16 protein-coding genes are annotated in these 15,847 nt (G+C 38.3%); all 16 read left to right on the top strand.

What is annotated here, in order from left to right:
- The first annotated feature begins 8 nt into the window (after window positions 1–8).
- Window positions 9–245 carry an acyl carrier protein gene (gene acpP / locus NY607_RS13875; RefSeq protein WP_009371143.1) on the top strand — a complete coding sequence of 79 codons (237 nt, stop codon included), beginning with the start codon at window positions 9–11 and terminating at the stop codon, window positions 243–245.
- Window positions 246–633: 388 nt separating this feature from the next.
- The gene (gene rnc / locus NY607_RS13870) at window positions 634–1,398 is read left to right on the top strand and encodes a ribonuclease III (RefSeq protein WP_012293239.1); all 765 of its coding nucleotides are present in this window, start codon (window positions 634–636) and stop codon (window positions 1,396–1,398) included.
- Window positions 1,399–1,401: 3 nt separating this feature from the next.
- Window positions 1,402–4,983 carry a chromosome segregation protein SMC gene (smc, locus tag NY607_RS13865; protein ID WP_259419875.1) on the top strand — a complete coding sequence of 1,194 codons (3,582 nt, stop codon included), beginning with the start codon at window positions 1,402–1,404 and terminating at the stop codon, window positions 4,981–4,983.
- Window positions 4,980–6,245: a signal recognition particle-docking protein FtsY gene (gene ftsY, locus NY607_RS13860; protein ID WP_237899648.1), complete on the top strand. Its 1,266-nt coding sequence runs from the start codon at window positions 4,980–4,982 to the stop codon at window positions 6,243–6,245. Before smc ends, ftsY begins: the two co-directional genes overlap by 4 nt.
- 300 nt (window positions 6,246–6,545) lie before the next feature.
- Complete coding sequence (locus tag NY607_RS13855) at window positions 6,546–6,881, top strand: putative DNA-binding protein (protein ID WP_054550507.1); 336 nt, start codon at window positions 6,546–6,548, stop codon at window positions 6,879–6,881.
- A 12-nt stretch (window positions 6,882–6,893) separates the two neighbouring features.
- Window positions 6,894–8,252 carry a signal recognition particle protein gene (ffh, locus tag NY607_RS13850; protein ID WP_048391641.1) on the top strand — a complete coding sequence of 453 codons (1,359 nt, stop codon included), beginning with the start codon at window positions 6,894–6,896 and terminating at the stop codon, window positions 8,250–8,252.
- A 94-nt stretch (window positions 8,253–8,346) separates the two neighbouring features.
- Complete coding sequence (gene rpsP, locus NY607_RS13845) at window positions 8,347–8,619, top strand: 30S ribosomal protein S16 (protein WP_004269411.1); 273 nt, start codon at window positions 8,347–8,349, stop codon at window positions 8,617–8,619.
- Between the two features lie 15 nt (window positions 8,620–8,634).
- A complete protein-coding gene (locus NY607_RS13840) occupies window positions 8,635–8,868 on the top strand; it encodes a KH domain-containing protein (RefSeq protein ID WP_004269410.1) in 234 nt (77 codons plus the stop codon).
- Window positions 8,869–9,240: 372 nt separating this feature from the next.
- Window positions 9,241–9,756 carry a ribosome maturation factor RimM gene (gene rimM, locus NY607_RS13835; RefSeq protein ID WP_131521909.1) on the top strand — a complete coding sequence of 172 codons (516 nt, stop codon included), beginning with the start codon at window positions 9,241–9,243 and terminating at the stop codon, window positions 9,754–9,756.
- Window positions 9,756–10,493, top strand: a complete 738-nt coding sequence (gene trmD, locus NY607_RS13830) for a tRNA (guanosine(37)-N1)-methyltransferase TrmD (protein ID WP_066037837.1) — start codon at window positions 9,756–9,758, stop codon at window positions 10,491–10,493. The genes rimM and trmD overlap by 1 nt, the downstream gene beginning before the upstream one ends.
- 116 nt (window positions 10,494–10,609) lie before the next feature.
- Window positions 10,610–10,954 carry a 50S ribosomal protein L19 gene (gene rplS, locus NY607_RS13825; protein WP_004269407.1) on the top strand — a complete coding sequence of 115 codons (345 nt, stop codon included), beginning with the start codon at window positions 10,610–10,612 and terminating at the stop codon, window positions 10,952–10,954.
- A gap of 105 nt (window positions 10,955–11,059) precedes the next feature.
- Window positions 11,060–11,629 (top strand): signal peptidase I, encoded by a 570-nt coding sequence (lepB, locus tag NY607_RS13820; RefSeq protein ID WP_048391637.1) that lies wholly within the window; start codon window positions 11,060–11,062, stop codon window positions 11,627–11,629.
- Between the two features lie 57 nt (window positions 11,630–11,686).
- Window positions 11,687–12,562 (top strand): ribosome biogenesis GTPase YlqF, encoded by an 876-nt coding sequence (gene ylqF / locus NY607_RS13815; protein WP_048391635.1) that lies wholly within the window; start codon window positions 11,687–11,689, stop codon window positions 12,560–12,562.
- Window positions 12,563–12,726: 164 nt separating this feature from the next.
- Entirely contained in the window at window positions 12,727–13,488 is a 762-nt protein-coding gene (locus NY607_RS13810; RefSeq protein ID WP_259419874.1) for a ribonuclease HII, read from the top strand.
- A gap of 56 nt (window positions 13,489–13,544) precedes the next feature.
- Entirely contained in the window at window positions 13,545–15,434 is a 1,890-nt protein-coding gene (locus tag NY607_RS13805; protein ID WP_237899651.1) for a hypothetical protein, read from the top strand.
- On the top strand, window positions 15,431–15,733 hold the full coding sequence (locus NY607_RS13800) for an EscU/YscU/HrcU family type III secretion system export apparatus switch protein (RefSeq protein WP_048391628.1): 303 nt from the start codon (window positions 15,431–15,433) through the stop codon (window positions 15,731–15,733). Before NY607_RS13805 ends, NY607_RS13800 begins: the two co-directional genes overlap by 4 nt.
- The last annotated feature ends 114 nt before the right edge of the window (window positions 15,734–15,847 follow it).

The following is a 15,847-nucleotide window of genomic DNA, read 5'->3' as shown; positions in this document are numbered from 1 at the left end:
TGAATCATTTGTCTACAGTATTAGAACGCGTAACAAAAGTAATCGTGGACCGTTTAGGTGTGGAAGAAAGCGAAGTAACGCTTGAAGCTTCTTTCCGTGATGATTTAGGTGCTGACTCATTAGACGTAGTTGAGCTTGTAATGGAGCTTGAAGACGAATTCGATATGGAAATTTCTGATGAAGATGCTGAAAAAATCTCAACAGTAGGTACTGCAATCTCATACATCGAAAGTAAATTAAACTAATTTCGTTAAAACTTTATTTAGTGAAAATAGATCACCTCTAATGGTGTAATGGTCATCGTAATCATACAATGGTTTTATGGTAGCTTGAATAAAGTAGAAATTACTTTTTCTGCATCCCTTGTTTGAAGGAGCAGATTCAATGAATGAAGATGTATTTAAAGGGGACGAAATGGATCGGTTTTCGATCTATTAACGTCCCTTTTTTATGTTAAAAATCTAATGACCAGTCAGCTTCAGACTTCTCTCTCATGGGAGATGCATGCTGTATGAAGAGGAATTTTCGGAAAAATTTCCAAAACATTGTGTTTAAGCCGAAATACTTTTGCATAAACGCCCTGAAAAAGGTACACTAAAACGGTAGAAACTATTAGGAAGGCAGATTTGTTCAATGGCTATGAAAAGAAAAGGAACTATGCAGAAATCTGGCGTACTTCCTGAAAAAGTACGCAACCAATTTGAGCTGTTACAGCATGAATTAAATATCACATTTATTAATAAAAATTTATTGTATCAAGCATTCACGCATTCATCTTATGTGAATGAGCATCGCCGTAAATTATTTACGGATAATGAGCGTCTTGAATTTTTAGGAGACGCAGTACTTGAACTGTCTGTTTCTAAATATCTTTTTGAGAAATACCCAAATATGAGCGAGGGTGAGTTAACAAAGCTAAGAGCTTCCATTGTATGTGAGCCATCACTAGTGATTTTTGCTAACGAACTAGGCTTTGGACGCTTTGTATTACTTGGAAAAGGTGAGGAATTAACAGGTGGTCGGGAACGTCCAGCGCTGCTTGCAGATGTCTTTGAATCATTTGTAGGTGCACTCTATTTAGATCAAGATTTACAAACGGTCGTGTCATTTTTAGAACGAATCGTGTTCCCAAAAGTAGAAGTCGGTGCTTTTTCGCATGTGATGGATTTTAAAAGTCAATTGCAAGAAATGGTACAGCAAACGAATAATGGACTTCTTCATTATGAGATTATCGATGAAAAAGGCCCAGCACATAATCGTACCTTTGTATCAAGCGTATTATTAAATGGACAAGAGCTTGGTATTGGTCGTGGAAAATCAAAAAAAGAAGCCGAGCAGCAAGCTGCACAATGTGCAATGCGGATGATGCGTGAAGAAGCTGCAAAAGAGGAGGCTTAATAGATGTTCCTAAAACGACTAGAAGTGATTGGCTTTAAATCTTTTGCGGAACGCATTGGAATTGATTTTGTACCTGGTGTTACAGCCGTTGTTGGACCAAATGGCAGTGGAAAAAGTAATGTCACAGATGCGATTCGTTGGGTACTTGGGGAGCAATCGGCAAAGTCGTTACGTGGAGCAAAGATGGAAGATGTTATTTTCGCTGGGAGTGACTCTCGTAAGCCACTCAACTTTGCAGAAGTAACGCTTATTTTAGATAATACTGATGAGCAACTTGCTTTTTCTTATACAGAAGTCAGTGTAACAAGACGCGTATACCGTTCAGGTGATAGTGAATATTTATTAAATAACCAACAGTGTCGCCTGAAGGATATTACGGACTTGTTTATGGATTCAGGACTTGGGAAAGAGGCATTTTCAATTATCTCTCAAGGTCGTGTTGATGAAATATTAAATAGTCGACCTGATGACCGTCGTTCTATTTTTGAAGAGGCAGCTGGCGTTTTAAAGTATAAAATAAGAAAGAAAAAAGCTGAACATAAGCTTGTTGAAACAGATGAAAATTTGTATCGTGTATTAGACATTCTCCATGAATTAGACAACCGATTAGAGCCGCTTGAAATGCAGGCATCTAGTGCAAGAGATTATGTACAAATGTCTTCTGAGCTAAAGGATTTTGATATTGCAATTCTTGTGCATGATTTTAGAAATTGTGCACAATCTTTGCATGCGCTTAAAGAGGAATTTACGGAGCTTTCTGCAACAGAGCTAGAACAAGCTCAAAATATTTCAATGATTGATAAACAGACCGCTAATATACGTAAGCTATTAAAAGATCTAGATGATTACTTGGATGTTTCGCAGGCTGAGCTTGTCAATGCCACTATGGAGGTAGAGCGTTGGGATGGTCGTAAGGCATTAATGGCTGAAAAACGCCAAAATGCATCGAATCAACTACTACAACTGAATACAACATTACAAGAGGCTAAGGCAGAAGTAGAATTACTCCTGGTTCAAGAACAGGAGAAAAAAGAAGTGTTCTCTGAGAAGCAACAAGCCGTATCAGTATTAAAGCAGAGCATCAAGCAGTTAGAGCAATCATTAAATCGATCTGTGACAGAAATCGAGGAAGAAATAGAAGACTATAAAAATCGATATATTGATTCATTAAATGAAGAAGCAACAGTCAAGAACGAATTGAAAAATATCGATCAGCAATTAGCTCAACAAAAGGCAATGGCGGCAAAAATGTCCGATCAAACAGATGAAATTGGACAAGAGCTTATGCAAATCATTGCTGAAAAAGAAAAGCTAGTGGTTGAACATGCCTTAACAACCAATGATTTACAGAAAAAAATGGAGCAACATGAAACCTTACAAATACAGTTAAAAAATGTCAATATTTCCTTTGCTGAAAAGCAGGATATGTTGTACAAAGCGTATCAACACCAACAACAACTAAAGGCTAGAAAAGATACATTAGCTGAACTCGAAGCTGATTTTTCTGGGTTCTTCCAAGGTGTTAAAGAAGTTTTGCTTGCTCGAGATAAAGGTGATTTACAAGGTATTGAGGGTGCTGTAGCAGAGTTAATCCAAGTTGAAGGAAAGTATTCGCAAGCGATTGAAACAGCTTTAGGTGCTGCCTCTCAACATATTGTCACAACCAATGAGCGTCATGCGCAACAGGCCATTCACTGGTTAAAACAAAAACGGGCTGGACGTGCTACTTTTTTACCGAAAACAGTCATGAAATCACGCAAAATTAATCCAGGAACTATTCAGCTAGCAACTGAACATCCTGCCTTTATTCAAATGGCAGATGCACTTGTCACTTTTAACGAAGACAATCGAACAATTGTTGAAAATCTTTTAGGTAATGTCATTGTGGCATCAAATTTAGAAGGCGCAAGTCAAATTGCCCGATTATGTGGTTTCCGATACCGAGTTGTCACTCTTGAAGGAGATATTGTTAATGCAGGGGGTTCCTTAACAGGTGGTGCACTGAAACAGCAATCCTCACTCTTTACAAGAAAAGCTGAGTTAGATGATTTAATCATTAAGCTAGAATCGTTACAGGCCTCCATTTATAGTGCAGAACAGGCTGTTGCAGCCGAAAAAGAGAAGCTTGCGGTACTGCGAGATCAAGTAGAGCAATTAAAGCTTGAAGGAGAGCAATTACGAAAAGATGAGATGCAACAGTCAAGTCGTATTCGTGAGCTAGAAGTCGTTGAAAACAGCTTATCAGCCAGAGTAACCTTTGCTTCAACTGAAACAAAGGATGTAAAAACACGTGAGGAAGCATTGTTAACACAAAAACAAGCAGCAGAGGAGCGCTTAAATACCCTTGCCATAGAGCTTGTCGAAATCAATGAAACTGTCGAACAATTAAGTAAGGTAAAGTTACAAGGGGAGACAGAGAAAGACGTCTTACGAGAACAGCTTGCCGAAAAGCGTTCACAGTTAGCGGTTATGCAAGAACAAATGTCCCAAGTTCAAATTACAACTGCTGAACTGGCACTACAATTAAACAAAGCACAACAAAAAGTTAAAAATATTTCTCAGGAAATAATGTGGCTGCAATCTGATGAATCGACAAATCATTTAAGTGATGAAGAGGTTGAGGAACAGGTTGCGACATGGAAAGCAAGAAGAGATGCCTTACAAGAGACTATTTCTGAAAAGAAAGAGCAGAAAATAGGACAACAACAAGAACTCTCTACATTGGAAGAACAACTCAAGGAACTGCAACGTATTCATAAAGGATACCTTGAAGCAATTCGTGCCAATGAGTTAAAACGTAATCGTGTAGAATTTGAAATGGATAATTTTATCGAACAACTCGAAGAAAATTATCAGTTAACATTCGAAGAGGCTGAAAAAGAAGCTCTGGCAATAGAAGATGAAGAGTTTGTGCGAAGACGTGTTAAATTGTTAAAAAGATCCATTGAAGAGCTAGGACCTGTTAATTTAAGTGCGATTGAGGAATATGATAGAGTACTAGAACGTCATACTTTCTTAACTGAACAACGGGAGGACTTGCTTGCTGCACAGGAAACATTACATGAAGCAATCAAAGAAATGGATGAAGAAATGACGTTGCGCTTTAGTGAAACGTTTTATGCTATTAGAGAGCAATTTAAACGTGTTTTCCGTGAATTGTTTGGTGGGGGACAAGCTGATTTGGTTTTAATTGACCCACAAAATTTATTGGAAACAGGTATTGAAATTGTGGCACAGCCTCCAGGAAAAAAATTGCAGAATTTAAGTTTGCTTTCTGGTGGTGAGCGTGCACTTACAGCCATTGCTTTGCTATTCTCCATTTTAAATATTCGACCTGTACCATTTTGTATTCTGGATGAAGTAGAGGCGGCTTTAGATGAGGCGAATGTTGTGCGTTATAGCCAGTATTTGAAAAAGTTTAGTCTCGACACACAATTCATTGTGATTACTCATCGTAAAGGAACAATGGAGGGAGCTGATGTCTTGTATGGTATAACCATGCAAGAATCAGGTGTGTCGAAACTTGTATCAGTAAAACTAGAAGATGAACCCGTACTTGCGGAGCAAAGGAGCGAACAAGCATGAGTTTTTTTAAACGTTTAAAAGATAAATTAATGGGTAATCCAGCAGAGGAAGAGAAGCTAGACGCAACCGACAAAGAACAGGAATCTGACCATTCGGAGCCAGAGCTTAAAGAATCAAACGAACCTGCTGCCATTGAGACCGTTGATCTAAAAGTGTCTGAACAAGATGAAGAATCACCAGAAATGGAGATTGTGAAAGAAGTGGAAGCCGAGGCCTCGCCTGAAATAGAAGAAGCACAGCTAGATGTTCAGGAGCTAGCAGTAGTAGAGGATGAACAACTGGAAGAGAAAAAGCCTTCTGCTTGGTCAATAACACAAAAATTCAAGGCTGGTCTTGAAAAAACACGTAATTCTTTTACATCAAAAGTGAATGACCTTGTGGCACGCTATCGTAAAGTGGATGAGGATTTCTTTGAAGAATTAGAGGACTTACTATTACAGGCTGATGTCGGATTTGAAACAGTCATGGAACTTATGGATAAACTGCGTTATGAAGTGCAACGTAAAAATATTAAAGATACAAATGGCATCCAAGCAGTGATTTCTGAGAAGCTTGTCGAAATTTATGAGCAAGGTGAAGAAGATTTAATTGAACTAACTATGCAGCCAGATGGTGAACTAACTGTTATTCTATTTGTTGGCGTAAATGGTGTTGGGAAAACAACAACGATAGGTAAGCTAGCACACCGTTTAAAATCTCAAGGGAAAACGGTTGTATTAGCTGCGGGTGATACGTTCCGTGCAGGTGCTATTGATCAATTACAAGTATGGGGAGATCGTGTTGGTTGTGAGGTTATTAAACAATCAGAAGGCTCTGACCCGGCGGCAGTCATGTATGATGCGATTCGTGCAGCAAAAAACAGAAAAGCAGATGTGTTGATTTGTGATACAGCGGGACGCTTGCAGAACAAAGTGAACCTAATGAATGAGCTTGAAAAAGTTCATCGTGTTATTTCACGTGAAATTCCAAATGCTCCACATGAAGTATTATTAGCATTAGATGCAACAACTGGCCAAAATGCGCTTGTTCAAGCACAAACATTTAAAGAGGCAACGAATGTGACAGGGATTGTTTTAACAAAGTTAGACGGTACTGCTAAAGGGGGGATTGTTCTTGCTATTCGTAACAAGCTGCACATTCCTGTGAAATTTGTGGGTCTTGGTGAGAAAATGGATGATTTACAGCCATTTGATGCAGAAAGATATGTCTATGGATTATTTGCTGATGGTTTGGATAAGGAACTACAAAATAATGATGAGTAACAGCTAACAGTGGCTGAATAGTTTTAAATTGATTGCCATGTATGTCTTCTATTGAGAAAGCTGGATGCTTAGTTTGCTTCAGTTTTTGAACAAAATTGGATAAAATGACACTGACACATAATAGATAAAAACGCTCGATTGTGTATAGGATAATTGACTTGTTTAAAAGCGTAATACTGGCCAAAGGCAAAAAATGCCTGAAAGCTGCAATTTAGGCTTTTAGACAAGGAGATTACCTTGACACAGACGGGCGCTTTTCGTTATGATACAAATGACTAATAGCGGGAGGAGAAACATTCGATGCTACTTGAAAAAACAACACGCATGAACTTTCTCTTCGACTTTTATCAAGCATTATTAACAGATAAGCAAAGAAGTTATATGGAGCTATACTATTTGGATGATAACTCTCTAGGAGAAATTGCTGAATCGTATGGTGTTTCACGCCAAGCTGTTTACGATAATATTCGTCGAACTGAAGCGATGCTTGAGGAATATGAAGAAAAATTATGTTTACTTGAAAAATTTCAACAACGTACCCAAATGCTGTTACAGCTAACACAGGGGATTACAGAAAAAAGTATGACAGCTGAAGAGCAGCTAGCACTTATTGAGCAGCTGAAAGAATGGGATTAGGAGGCGAAAGCAATGGCTTTTGAAGGATTAGCGGAACGACTCCAAGGAACGATCCAAAAGATTAAAGGCAAAGGGAAAGTATCAGAGCAAGACGTTAAAGAAATGATGCGAGAAGTCCGATTTGCTTTAATCGAGGCGGATGTTAACTTAAAAGTAGTCAAAGAATTCGTGAAAAAGGTAAGTGAACGTGCTGTCGGTGTTGATGTTATGCAAAGTTTAACACCAGGTCAGCAAGTTATTAAAATTGTACAGGATGAACTAACAGAATTAATGGGGGGCGAACAAAGTCCCATTAAGTTTAATACGAAGCCACCCACTGTCATTATGATGGTCGGTCTACAAGGTGCGGGTAAAACGACCACTACAGGTAAATTGGCAAATGTTCTACGAAAAAAATATAATCGTAAACCATTATTAGTTGCCGCTGACGTTTATCGTCCAGCAGCTGTCCAACAATTACAAACATTAGGAAAACAGTTATCACTACCTGTTTTTGCGCTAGGTACTGAGGTATCTCCTGTAGAAATTGCACGTCAGGCAATTGAATTGGCAAAGGAAGAGCATCATGATGTAGTGATTATTGATACAGCTGGTCGACTTCATATCGATGAAGACCTAATGCAAGAGTTAAAGGATATTCGTGCATTAAAAGAGCCAGATGAGGTTTTCCTAGTTGTTGATGCCATGACGGGTCAAGATGCAGTCAATGTAGCAGAAAGCTTTAATGAGGCAATCGGTATTACTGGGGTTGTTTTAACAAAACTTGACGGTGATACGCGTGGTGGTGCTGCATTATCTATCCGTTCTGTGACGCAAAAACCAATTAAATTTGTCGGGATGGGCGAAAAAATGGATGCGCTTGAGCCATTCCATCCAGAGCGTATGGCCTCTCGTATATTAGGTATGGGCGATGTTCTGTCCCTTATCGAGAAAGCTCAGGCAAATGTAGATGAAGCCAAGGCCAAAGAATTAGAGGAAAAGTTTAAATCTCAAACATTCACTTTTGATGATTTTGTCGAGCAATTACAGCAAGTCAAGAAAATGGGCCCTCTTGATGAAATTTTAAAAATGCTACCAGGTGCTAACAAAATCAAAGGCTTAGATAATGTAAAAGTTGATGATAAGCAAATGGGGCGTGTAGAGGCCATTATTTACTCGATGACGCCTGCTGAAAAGACCAACCCAGAAATCATTAATGGTAGCCGTAAAAAGCGTATTGCGAAAGGCTCTGGGACATCTATTCAAGAGGTGAATCGTCTCATTAAACAATTCGATGAAATGAAAAAAATGATGAAACAAATGACTGGAATGGCAAGTGGTAAAGGGAAGAAAAAAATGAAATTACCAGGCTTTGATTCATTGTTTAAATAATAATTTTTAGGTGTTAAGAAAAAACACTTTACAAACAACCTAAACATTGATAATATACTATCTTGTGTGAAACTTATTCGGAGGTGCTATTAAAATGGCAGTTAAAATTCGCTTAAAACGTATGGGAGCTAAAAAATCTCCTTTCTATCGTATCGTAGTTGCAGACGCTCGTTCACCACGTGACGGTCGTCAAATCGAAACAGTTGGAACTTACAACCCACTAACTCAACCAGCTACTGTAAACATTGATGAAGAGAAAGCTCTTAAATGGTTAGCTGACGGTGCAAAACCATCAGATACAGTACGTAACCTGTTCTCAGAACAAGGTATCATGGAAAAATTCCATAACCAAAAATTCAGTAAATAATCGGGGGCGACGTCTTTGAAGCAGCTGATTGAAGCAATCGTTTTACCGTTAGTCGATTATCCAGAAGAAGTTCGTATTGAGACGGATGAAAATGCAAATCGAATTGTTTATAAACTTTTTGTTCATCCAGAGGATAGAGGGAAAGTCATAGGCAAGCAAGGGCGAGTAGCAAAAGCGATTCGTACAATTGTTTATTCAGCGGCAGGTAGTCACCATCAAAAGAAGACCTACGTCGATATATTGGATTAATAGAAAAGATTTTCACGCTCTTGCAACAAGTACTAGTGAGTCCTGATAGGTGTGTTTACATGTCGCTTAGGAGTTCGAAGTGGCCTTTTAGTATAAAGCGTAAAATCTGGACGAAAAAGGAGGGAGCTTGTAGGTTCCTTCCTTTTTTTATCTTTTTTTAACATCAGCATATCGCTATGACTGCTCTTTAAGTGGAAAATAAAGCTTAAATAAGGAGTATAGCTAAAGGATATTGCTTATATTATTGTTGACAAGACAAATGCGTCTTAGCTAAAACTACATTCTTCCAAAGCACATCTGCAAGAACGGAACCTTTTTGGGATGAGCCAGATGCTTTGTGAAGATAAGCATGTTTTTACGAGGTGAAATAGAATGGAATGGTTTAATGTAGGTCGAATTGTCAATACGCACGGTATTCGTGGTGAGGTACGTGTATTATCGACAACAGACTTTGAAGAAGAGCGCTTTACAGTAGGAAATAAGCTTGCTGCCTTTAAAAAGGACGATAAGAAGCCAACCTGGGTAACGATTGAATCTGTGCGTCGTCATAAAAACTTTATTTTATTAACTTTTGAAGGCATGAACAATATCAACTTGGTTGAGCCATTTAAAGAAGGCATGTTGAAAGTGACAAAAGATCAAATGAGTGATGATCTTCTTGAAGAAAATGAGTTCTTTTTCCATGAAATAATAGGCTGCACAGTTATTTCTGAAGAGGGCGAAACAATCGGTGTTGTAGCAGATATCCTGCAAACAGGGGCAAACGATGTATGGGTAGTGAAAGGGACTAAGAAAGAACATTATATCCCTTATATAGAAGATATCGTGAAAGATATTGATGTTATAGACAAAAAAATAGTCATTCATGTTATGGAAGGCTTATTATGATGAATATTCATGTATTGAGCCTGTTCCCTGATATGTTTTCGGGCGTTTTTGGTGCATCTATTTTAAAGAAGGCACAAGAAAAGGGAGCTGTAAATTTAGAGGTAACGGATATTCGTACATTTTCAGGGAACAAGCATAATCAGGTTGACGACTATCCATATGGTGGAGGTGCAGGTATGGTATTAAAGCCTGAACCAATGTTTAGTGCAGTAGAGGCTATAACTGCAGGGAAACAGCCACGTATCATATTAATGTGTCCTCAGGGTGAACGATTTACCCAGAAAAAAGCAGAGGAGCTAGCGCAGGAGACAGAGTTAGTGTTCCTATGTGGTCATTATGAAGGTTATGATGAGCGTATACGGCAGCATCTCGTGACAGACGAGATTTCTATTGGCGATTTTGTCTTAACAGGTGGGGAACTAGGTGCTATGACTGTTATTGATAGCGTAGTGAGATTGTTACCTGGTGTCTTAGGACAAGAGGATTCTCATATCCAGGATTCTTTTTCAACGGGTCTACTTGAGCATCCACATTATACACGTCCTGCGGAGTTCCGTGGCATGAAGGTACCTGATGTTTTATTATCGGGGAATCATGCTAAAATCGAGCAATGGCGAGAGGAACAGTCGCTAAAGAGAACTTTTGAGCGCCGTCCTGACTTACTGGAGCAATACCCATTAACAGACAAGCAAAAATTGTATCTAGAAAAACTAAAAAACAATCGTCTAGATGCTTGATTGCTGAATCTATTTATGATAACATCTAATCTGTACTTCTATGTGGAGTACTGAATTACGGTGTTCCGCTGTGGCATAGATTGCGTGCATGAGCATCTGTCTAAGGAGAGAAAACAATGTCAAACATTATTGCAGAAATTACAAAATCTCAGCTTCGCTCTGATCTACCAACTTTCCGTCCTGGTGATACTGTTAAGGTACACGTGAAAGTAGTAGAGGGTACTCGTGAACGTATCCAAATTTTCGAAGGTGTAGTAATTAAACGTCGTGGTGGCGGAATTAGCGAAACTTTCACAGTTCGTAAAATTTCTTACGGTGTAGGTGTTGAGCGTACATTCCCTGTACACACACCAAAAATCGCTAACTTAGAAGTTGTACGTCGTGGTAAAGTACGTCGTGCTAAACTTTACTACCTACGTAACCTACGTGGTAAAGCTGCTCGTATTAAAGAAATTCGATAATTATGACTTAAAAGTGAGGGGCTTGTGTTCAAGCCTCTTTTCTTTTTGCTTGTCATCTTTATTGACTATCATCTAAAATGGTGTTAGACAAGGGGGCAATTCTCAATGGAAAAACAAGTGAAAGAAAAAAATGAATTATGGGAATGGACAAAAGCACTATTAATTGCATTTGCGATTGCTGCAGTTATTCGATATTTTTTATTTACACCCATTGCAGTTGATGGAGAGTCCATGATGCCAACCCTTGAAGATGGCGACCGAATGATTGTGAATAAAATTGGTTATAAAATAGGTGAGCCTAAACGTTTTGATATCGTTGTATTTCATGCACCTGAACAAAAAAATTACATAAAGCGTGTAATTGGATTGCCAGGAGATACACTAGAGTATAAGGATGATCAATTGTATATAAATGGTGAACCAATTGAAGAACCCTATTTAGATGCCTATAAAGCGCAAATCACAGAGGGCACTTTAACAGAAGATTTCACCTTAAATGACATTGATGTTTCCTTGGATAGCAATACCATTCCTGAGGGGTATATCTTTGTTATGGGAGATAATCGTCGATATAGTAAAGACAGTCGACATATTGGCCTTGTTAACCAAAAAGAAATTATCGGTAATACCAGTCTGATTTTCTGGCCATTTAGTGATATAAAAATTGTAAAGTAATGTAAGAAAGGGAGAGCATAATCACTCCCTTTTTCTTTTAGTTTAGGAGGTATAGCTGTGACGATACAATGGTTTCCAGGGCATATGGCTAAAGCCCGACGTGAAGTAACTGAAAAATTAAAGCTTGTCGATATTATCTTTGAATTAATAGATGCACGTTTACCGCTATCCTCACGTAATCCGATGATTGACGAAGTCATTAACCAAAAACCTCGTCTTTTGATCTTAAATAAAGCGGATATGGCAGATGAACAAGAAACACGGAAATGGGTAGAGTATTTTGCAAAGCGTGGCCATAAAGCAGTAGCCATTAACTCACTTGAGGGCAAGGGCTTACAGCAAGTCACAAAAGCGGCACAAGATATTTTAAAAGAAAAATTTGATCGCATGAAAGCAAGAGGAATGAAGCCTAGAGCTATTCGTGCCATGATTGTGGGTATTCCAAACGTGGGAAAATCAACATTGATAAATCGATTAGCGAAAAAAAATATCGCTAAAACAGGCAATACACCAGGTGTGACAAAGGCACAGCAATGGATCAAAGTTGGTAAAGAGCTTGAACTATTGGATACACCAGGTATTTTATGGCCGAAGTTTGAGGATCAAGAAGTAGGCTTTAAATTAGCTTTAACTGGTGCTATTAAGGATACTATTACAAATATGGAAGACCTAGCTGTCTATGGGTTACGCTTCTTATCTAATCATTATCCAAAGCGTATGGAGGAGCGTTACGGTCTTGAGTTTATCCATGAGGAGTTAGTGGATACTTTTGACCATATTGGTAAGCTGCGTCGTGTATTTGGTCCTGGTGGAGAAATAGATTATGATCAAGTAGCTCAACTAATTGTTCGAGATATCCGTGGATTACAATTAGGTAAACTTACCTTTGATTTTGTGGATGAGCAGTTAGAAAAGGAAACTGAACAATTATAAGTATTTAAAACTGTCACACGTTCTTTTGTGACAGTTTTTCTTTTAGGAATACATTTTTTAACCGATAATGACTATAGAGAGGAAAATAGTTTTCAAGTTAAAGAGACTACATAAGAACTGACCATGATATAGTTTGAATGAATAGAAGCAAGAAGGAGTACACAATGAAAACCATTAAGGAAATTACAACTGCATTGAAAGCTGCTGAGGAATGGCAAGATTGGATGAAAGAAGTTGCAGCCGATGAAAGAGCAGGTGTACAAAAGGCTTGGCTAACTTGGCAAAAGAGACAAGATAAAAAACATCAATTACTGCAAGAGCATCAAAAAAAAGTTACATTTGATTTAAGTTATGGGGGAAAAGATACATTTATTGCGGGTGTAGATGAAGCAGGAAGAGGACCACTAGCAGGACCAGTCGTAACGGCAGCAGTAATTTTACCGACAAATTGTGAGGCACTTGTTGGTCTGAATGACTCGAAGCAATTATCGAAGGATAAACGAAACGGCTTTGCTACATTAATTAAAGAGCATGCCATAAGCTATTTTATTCATTTTCAATCTGCCCAACAAATTGATGAACTGAATATATATGAGGCAACAAAACAATCTATGAAGGTAAGTGTTGAATCATTGTCAACGAAGCCCGATGTTGTTTTAGTAGATGCAATGACATTGCCTATTACAATTCCTCAAGATTCGATTATAAAAGGAGATGCTAAGAGCTTAGCGATAGCAGCCGCATCCATTTTAGCTAAAACGGCAAGGGATGAGTATATGGAGCAATTAGACGAGGAATTTCCAATGTATGGTTTTGGGCAACATGCAGGGTATGGGACTAAGCAACATTTAAAAGCGTTAGAAGAATTTGGACCAACTATTCACCATCGTAAATCATTTGAACCAATAAAATCTATGTTTTCATAAAGCTAAAAAACGGTAGACAATTACACGAAGGAGTAATTGATGAAAGGAGTATGTATATGACAGCCACATCATTTAATCCAATTCAATTGCAGCAAAATGCAATGACTTCGACAAATCAACCACTTGCTTTAAAACAAGGTCAAGTATTTCACGGAACAATTAAGCAATTATATCCAGATCAAATGGCAGAAATCCAAGTAGGTAATCAAAAATTTATAGCTAAACTCGAAGTGCCGTTAAAAGCTGGGGATGCCCACTTCTTTCAGGTAACAGGGACAAATCCACAAACGGAATTGAAAATAGTGACTGGACCGATGGCGCAGGCATCTACACCAAGTCAGCAAATTAATCAGTTGTTAGATTCCATGAATTTGCCTAAATCACCAGAGATGCAGCAATTATTAGGGCATTTTATGAAAGCGCAGCTACCCATTTCTAAAGAACAAATGCTGCAAGCAGAAATGTGGTTAAAGGCCTTGCCAGAGGGTATATCAAAAGTAGATGCTCTACAAACCATTCAAAAAATGATAGAGCTTAAAATGCCTATGATAAACGATGTGTTTCAAGCATTGATGAGTGGTCAAAAGACATCTGGGATGACCGCTATCATGGATAACTTTGCTCAGCTTTTAGCGAAGGATACAACCCTATCTGAGTCATTGAGGCAAAATTTAATGCAACAAGTACAAGCGATTGCCAAGCCCTTTGAAGTAGAAACAGGCAGTGCAGTGCTTGCAAGGCTTTTACAAAGTTTAACGAATAGTGCTGCGACAATGAATGAAAAAATGCAAGCTTTATCAATGCTAAAAGAGTCGGGAATTCTTCCCCAGCAGGCTACATTACAAAACTGGTCAAAGATGAATGAAGCAAAAGCCTTTCAGCCAATACAGCAAGCTGGTCAAGTTATTCAAACCATTCTTGCTACAAAGCCAGAAAATGCTAGTCAACTGGTGGCACAGCTTAAATCATGGACAGAAAGTCAAAATTTATTAACAAATGAGCAAAAACAGCAAATCAATCAGCTGGTGGAACGCTTTAATCAGTTACCAGTATCAAAACAAACGCTAGATGTTTTTGCTAAACAAATGCAGGATCAGCTATTAAAAGCATTTACTCAAAATACAGCTGATCGTTTGTTTACACAAGATGCCCACACACTTTCGATGAAGGATCATTTGTTATCCCTATTTAAACAAGAGGCCCATTCTCCTTCACAGACTGAGGCACTCATGCGCAATCTGGTGAAAAATAGTATTAATTCTTCGCAACCATTTATACAGCAAATTGTGACGCAAGCAGATGCACTAGTACAAAATTCGATGGATAGTAAAGCAATGGAACATGCACTTAAAACGGTGTTGAAAAATTTAGGCATTAGCTATGAGGCTACACTCGGAAACAAGTCGGCTGATTTACACATGATTGCGCATCAGCTAAAGCCACAACTCCATACATTATTGCAGGAAACTAATATACCACCTCAAATGAAGGAAGCGGCAGAGATGCTTATGACGCGTATGAATGGAATGCAGCTATCTTCAGGAGAAAATGGTCACCAACATCAGCTCATCATGCAAGTTCCACTTGAATTTTTTGGCAAGAAGATGGATGCAACCTTACAATGGAATGGTCGCATGAAAGATAATGGCAAAATTGATGCTAACTATGCACGCGTATTATTTTATTTACAAATGGCATCTATGCAAGAAACAGTGATTGATATGCAGGTTCAAAATAGAGTTGTCACAGTAACGGTCTTTAATGAAAATTCGGAAATTCAATCACTTGCTGAGCCGTTGAAGGCTGCTTTAAAAATTGGACTGGCTGAAAAAAATTATCAACTTTCAGGTGTGTTTATTAAACAATTTGATAAAGGGCAAACGGAAAAAGTAGGTCCTGTAGTAGAACAGCGAGAGGAGCAGAGTGGGGTGGATATCCGCGTATGAGCGAAGAAAAACTTACTCGAAAAGAGGCAATTGCGCTTACGTATAAGCTTGGTCAATTTGATAGTCCCACTGTTGTAGCAAAGGGAAAAGGGAAAATTGCCGAGAACATTTTGGCAAGAGCAAATGAGCATAATGTGCCGATTTATGAGGATCCTAACCTTGTGCAGTTACTTGGTCAATTAGATTTAAATGAGTCTATTCCTGAAGAATTATATCAGGCAGTAGCAGAAGTTTTCGCATTTATTTATCGTTTGGATCAGCAACATGCGCAAAAATATAGAAAAAATGAATTATTCTGATTATTTTTACAAGCTGTTTTAGTACACAAAATAGAAAAAAGCGTCATAATAAGAGAGAAAATTCGAACTAAAGACAAAGTGTAGACTTTATCAGAATCTTTCGTTAGAATAGTC

Origin of the sequence: Lysinibacillus sp. A4 (assembly GCF_024919535.1) — a bacterium.
Classification (GTDB): domain Bacteria; phylum Bacillota; class Bacilli; order Bacillales_A; family Planococcaceae; genus Lysinibacillus; species Lysinibacillus capsici.
Note: the sequence above shows the minus strand (reverse complement) of the source record. Positions and strands in the feature narration are given on the sequence as shown.

What these genes read in the sequence shown, in the direction of transcription:
- rpsP (WP_004269411.1), top strand. Translation starts at nt 8,347, where the DNA reads ATGGCAGTTAAAATTCGCTTAAAACGTATGGGAGCTAAAAAATCTCCT.
- ffh (WP_048391641.1), top strand. Translation starts at nt 6,894, where the DNA reads ATGGCTTTTGAAGGATTAGCGGAACGACTCCAAGGAACGATCCAAAAG.
- NY607_RS13800 (WP_048391628.1), top strand. Translation starts at nt 15,431, where the DNA reads ATGAGCGAAGAAAAACTTACTCGAAAAGAGGCAATTGCGCTTACGTAT.
- rplS (WP_004269407.1), top strand. Translation starts at nt 10,610, where the DNA reads ATGTCAAACATTATTGCAGAAATTACAAAATCTCAGCTTCGCTCTGAT.
- ftsY (WP_237899648.1), top strand. Translation starts at nt 4,980, where the DNA reads ATGAGTTTTTTTAAACGTTTAAAAGATAAATTAATGGGTAATCCAGCA.
- smc (WP_259419875.1), top strand. Translation starts at nt 1,402, where the DNA reads ATGTTCCTAAAACGACTAGAAGTGATTGGCTTTAAATCTTTTGCGGAA.
- NY607_RS13810 (WP_259419874.1), top strand. Translation starts at nt 12,727, where the DNA reads ATGAAAACCATTAAGGAAATTACAACTGCATTGAAAGCTGCTGAGGAA.
- trmD (WP_066037837.1), top strand. Translation starts at nt 9,756, where the DNA reads ATGAATATTCATGTATTGAGCCTGTTCCCTGATATGTTTTCGGGCGTT.
- NY607_RS13855 (WP_054550507.1), top strand. Translation starts at nt 6,546, where the DNA reads ATGCTACTTGAAAAAACAACACGCATGAACTTTCTCTTCGACTTTTAT.
- NY607_RS13805 (WP_237899651.1), top strand. Translation starts at nt 13,545, where the DNA reads ATGACAGCCACATCATTTAATCCAATTCAATTGCAGCAAAATGCAATG.
- lepB (WP_048391637.1), top strand. Translation starts at nt 11,060, where the DNA reads ATGGAAAAACAAGTGAAAGAAAAAAATGAATTATGGGAATGGACAAAA.
- rimM (WP_131521909.1), top strand. Translation starts at nt 9,241, where the DNA reads ATGGAATGGTTTAATGTAGGTCGAATTGTCAATACGCACGGTATTCGT.
- rnc (WP_012293239.1), top strand. Translation starts at nt 634, where the DNA reads ATGGCTATGAAAAGAAAAGGAACTATGCAGAAATCTGGCGTACTTCCT.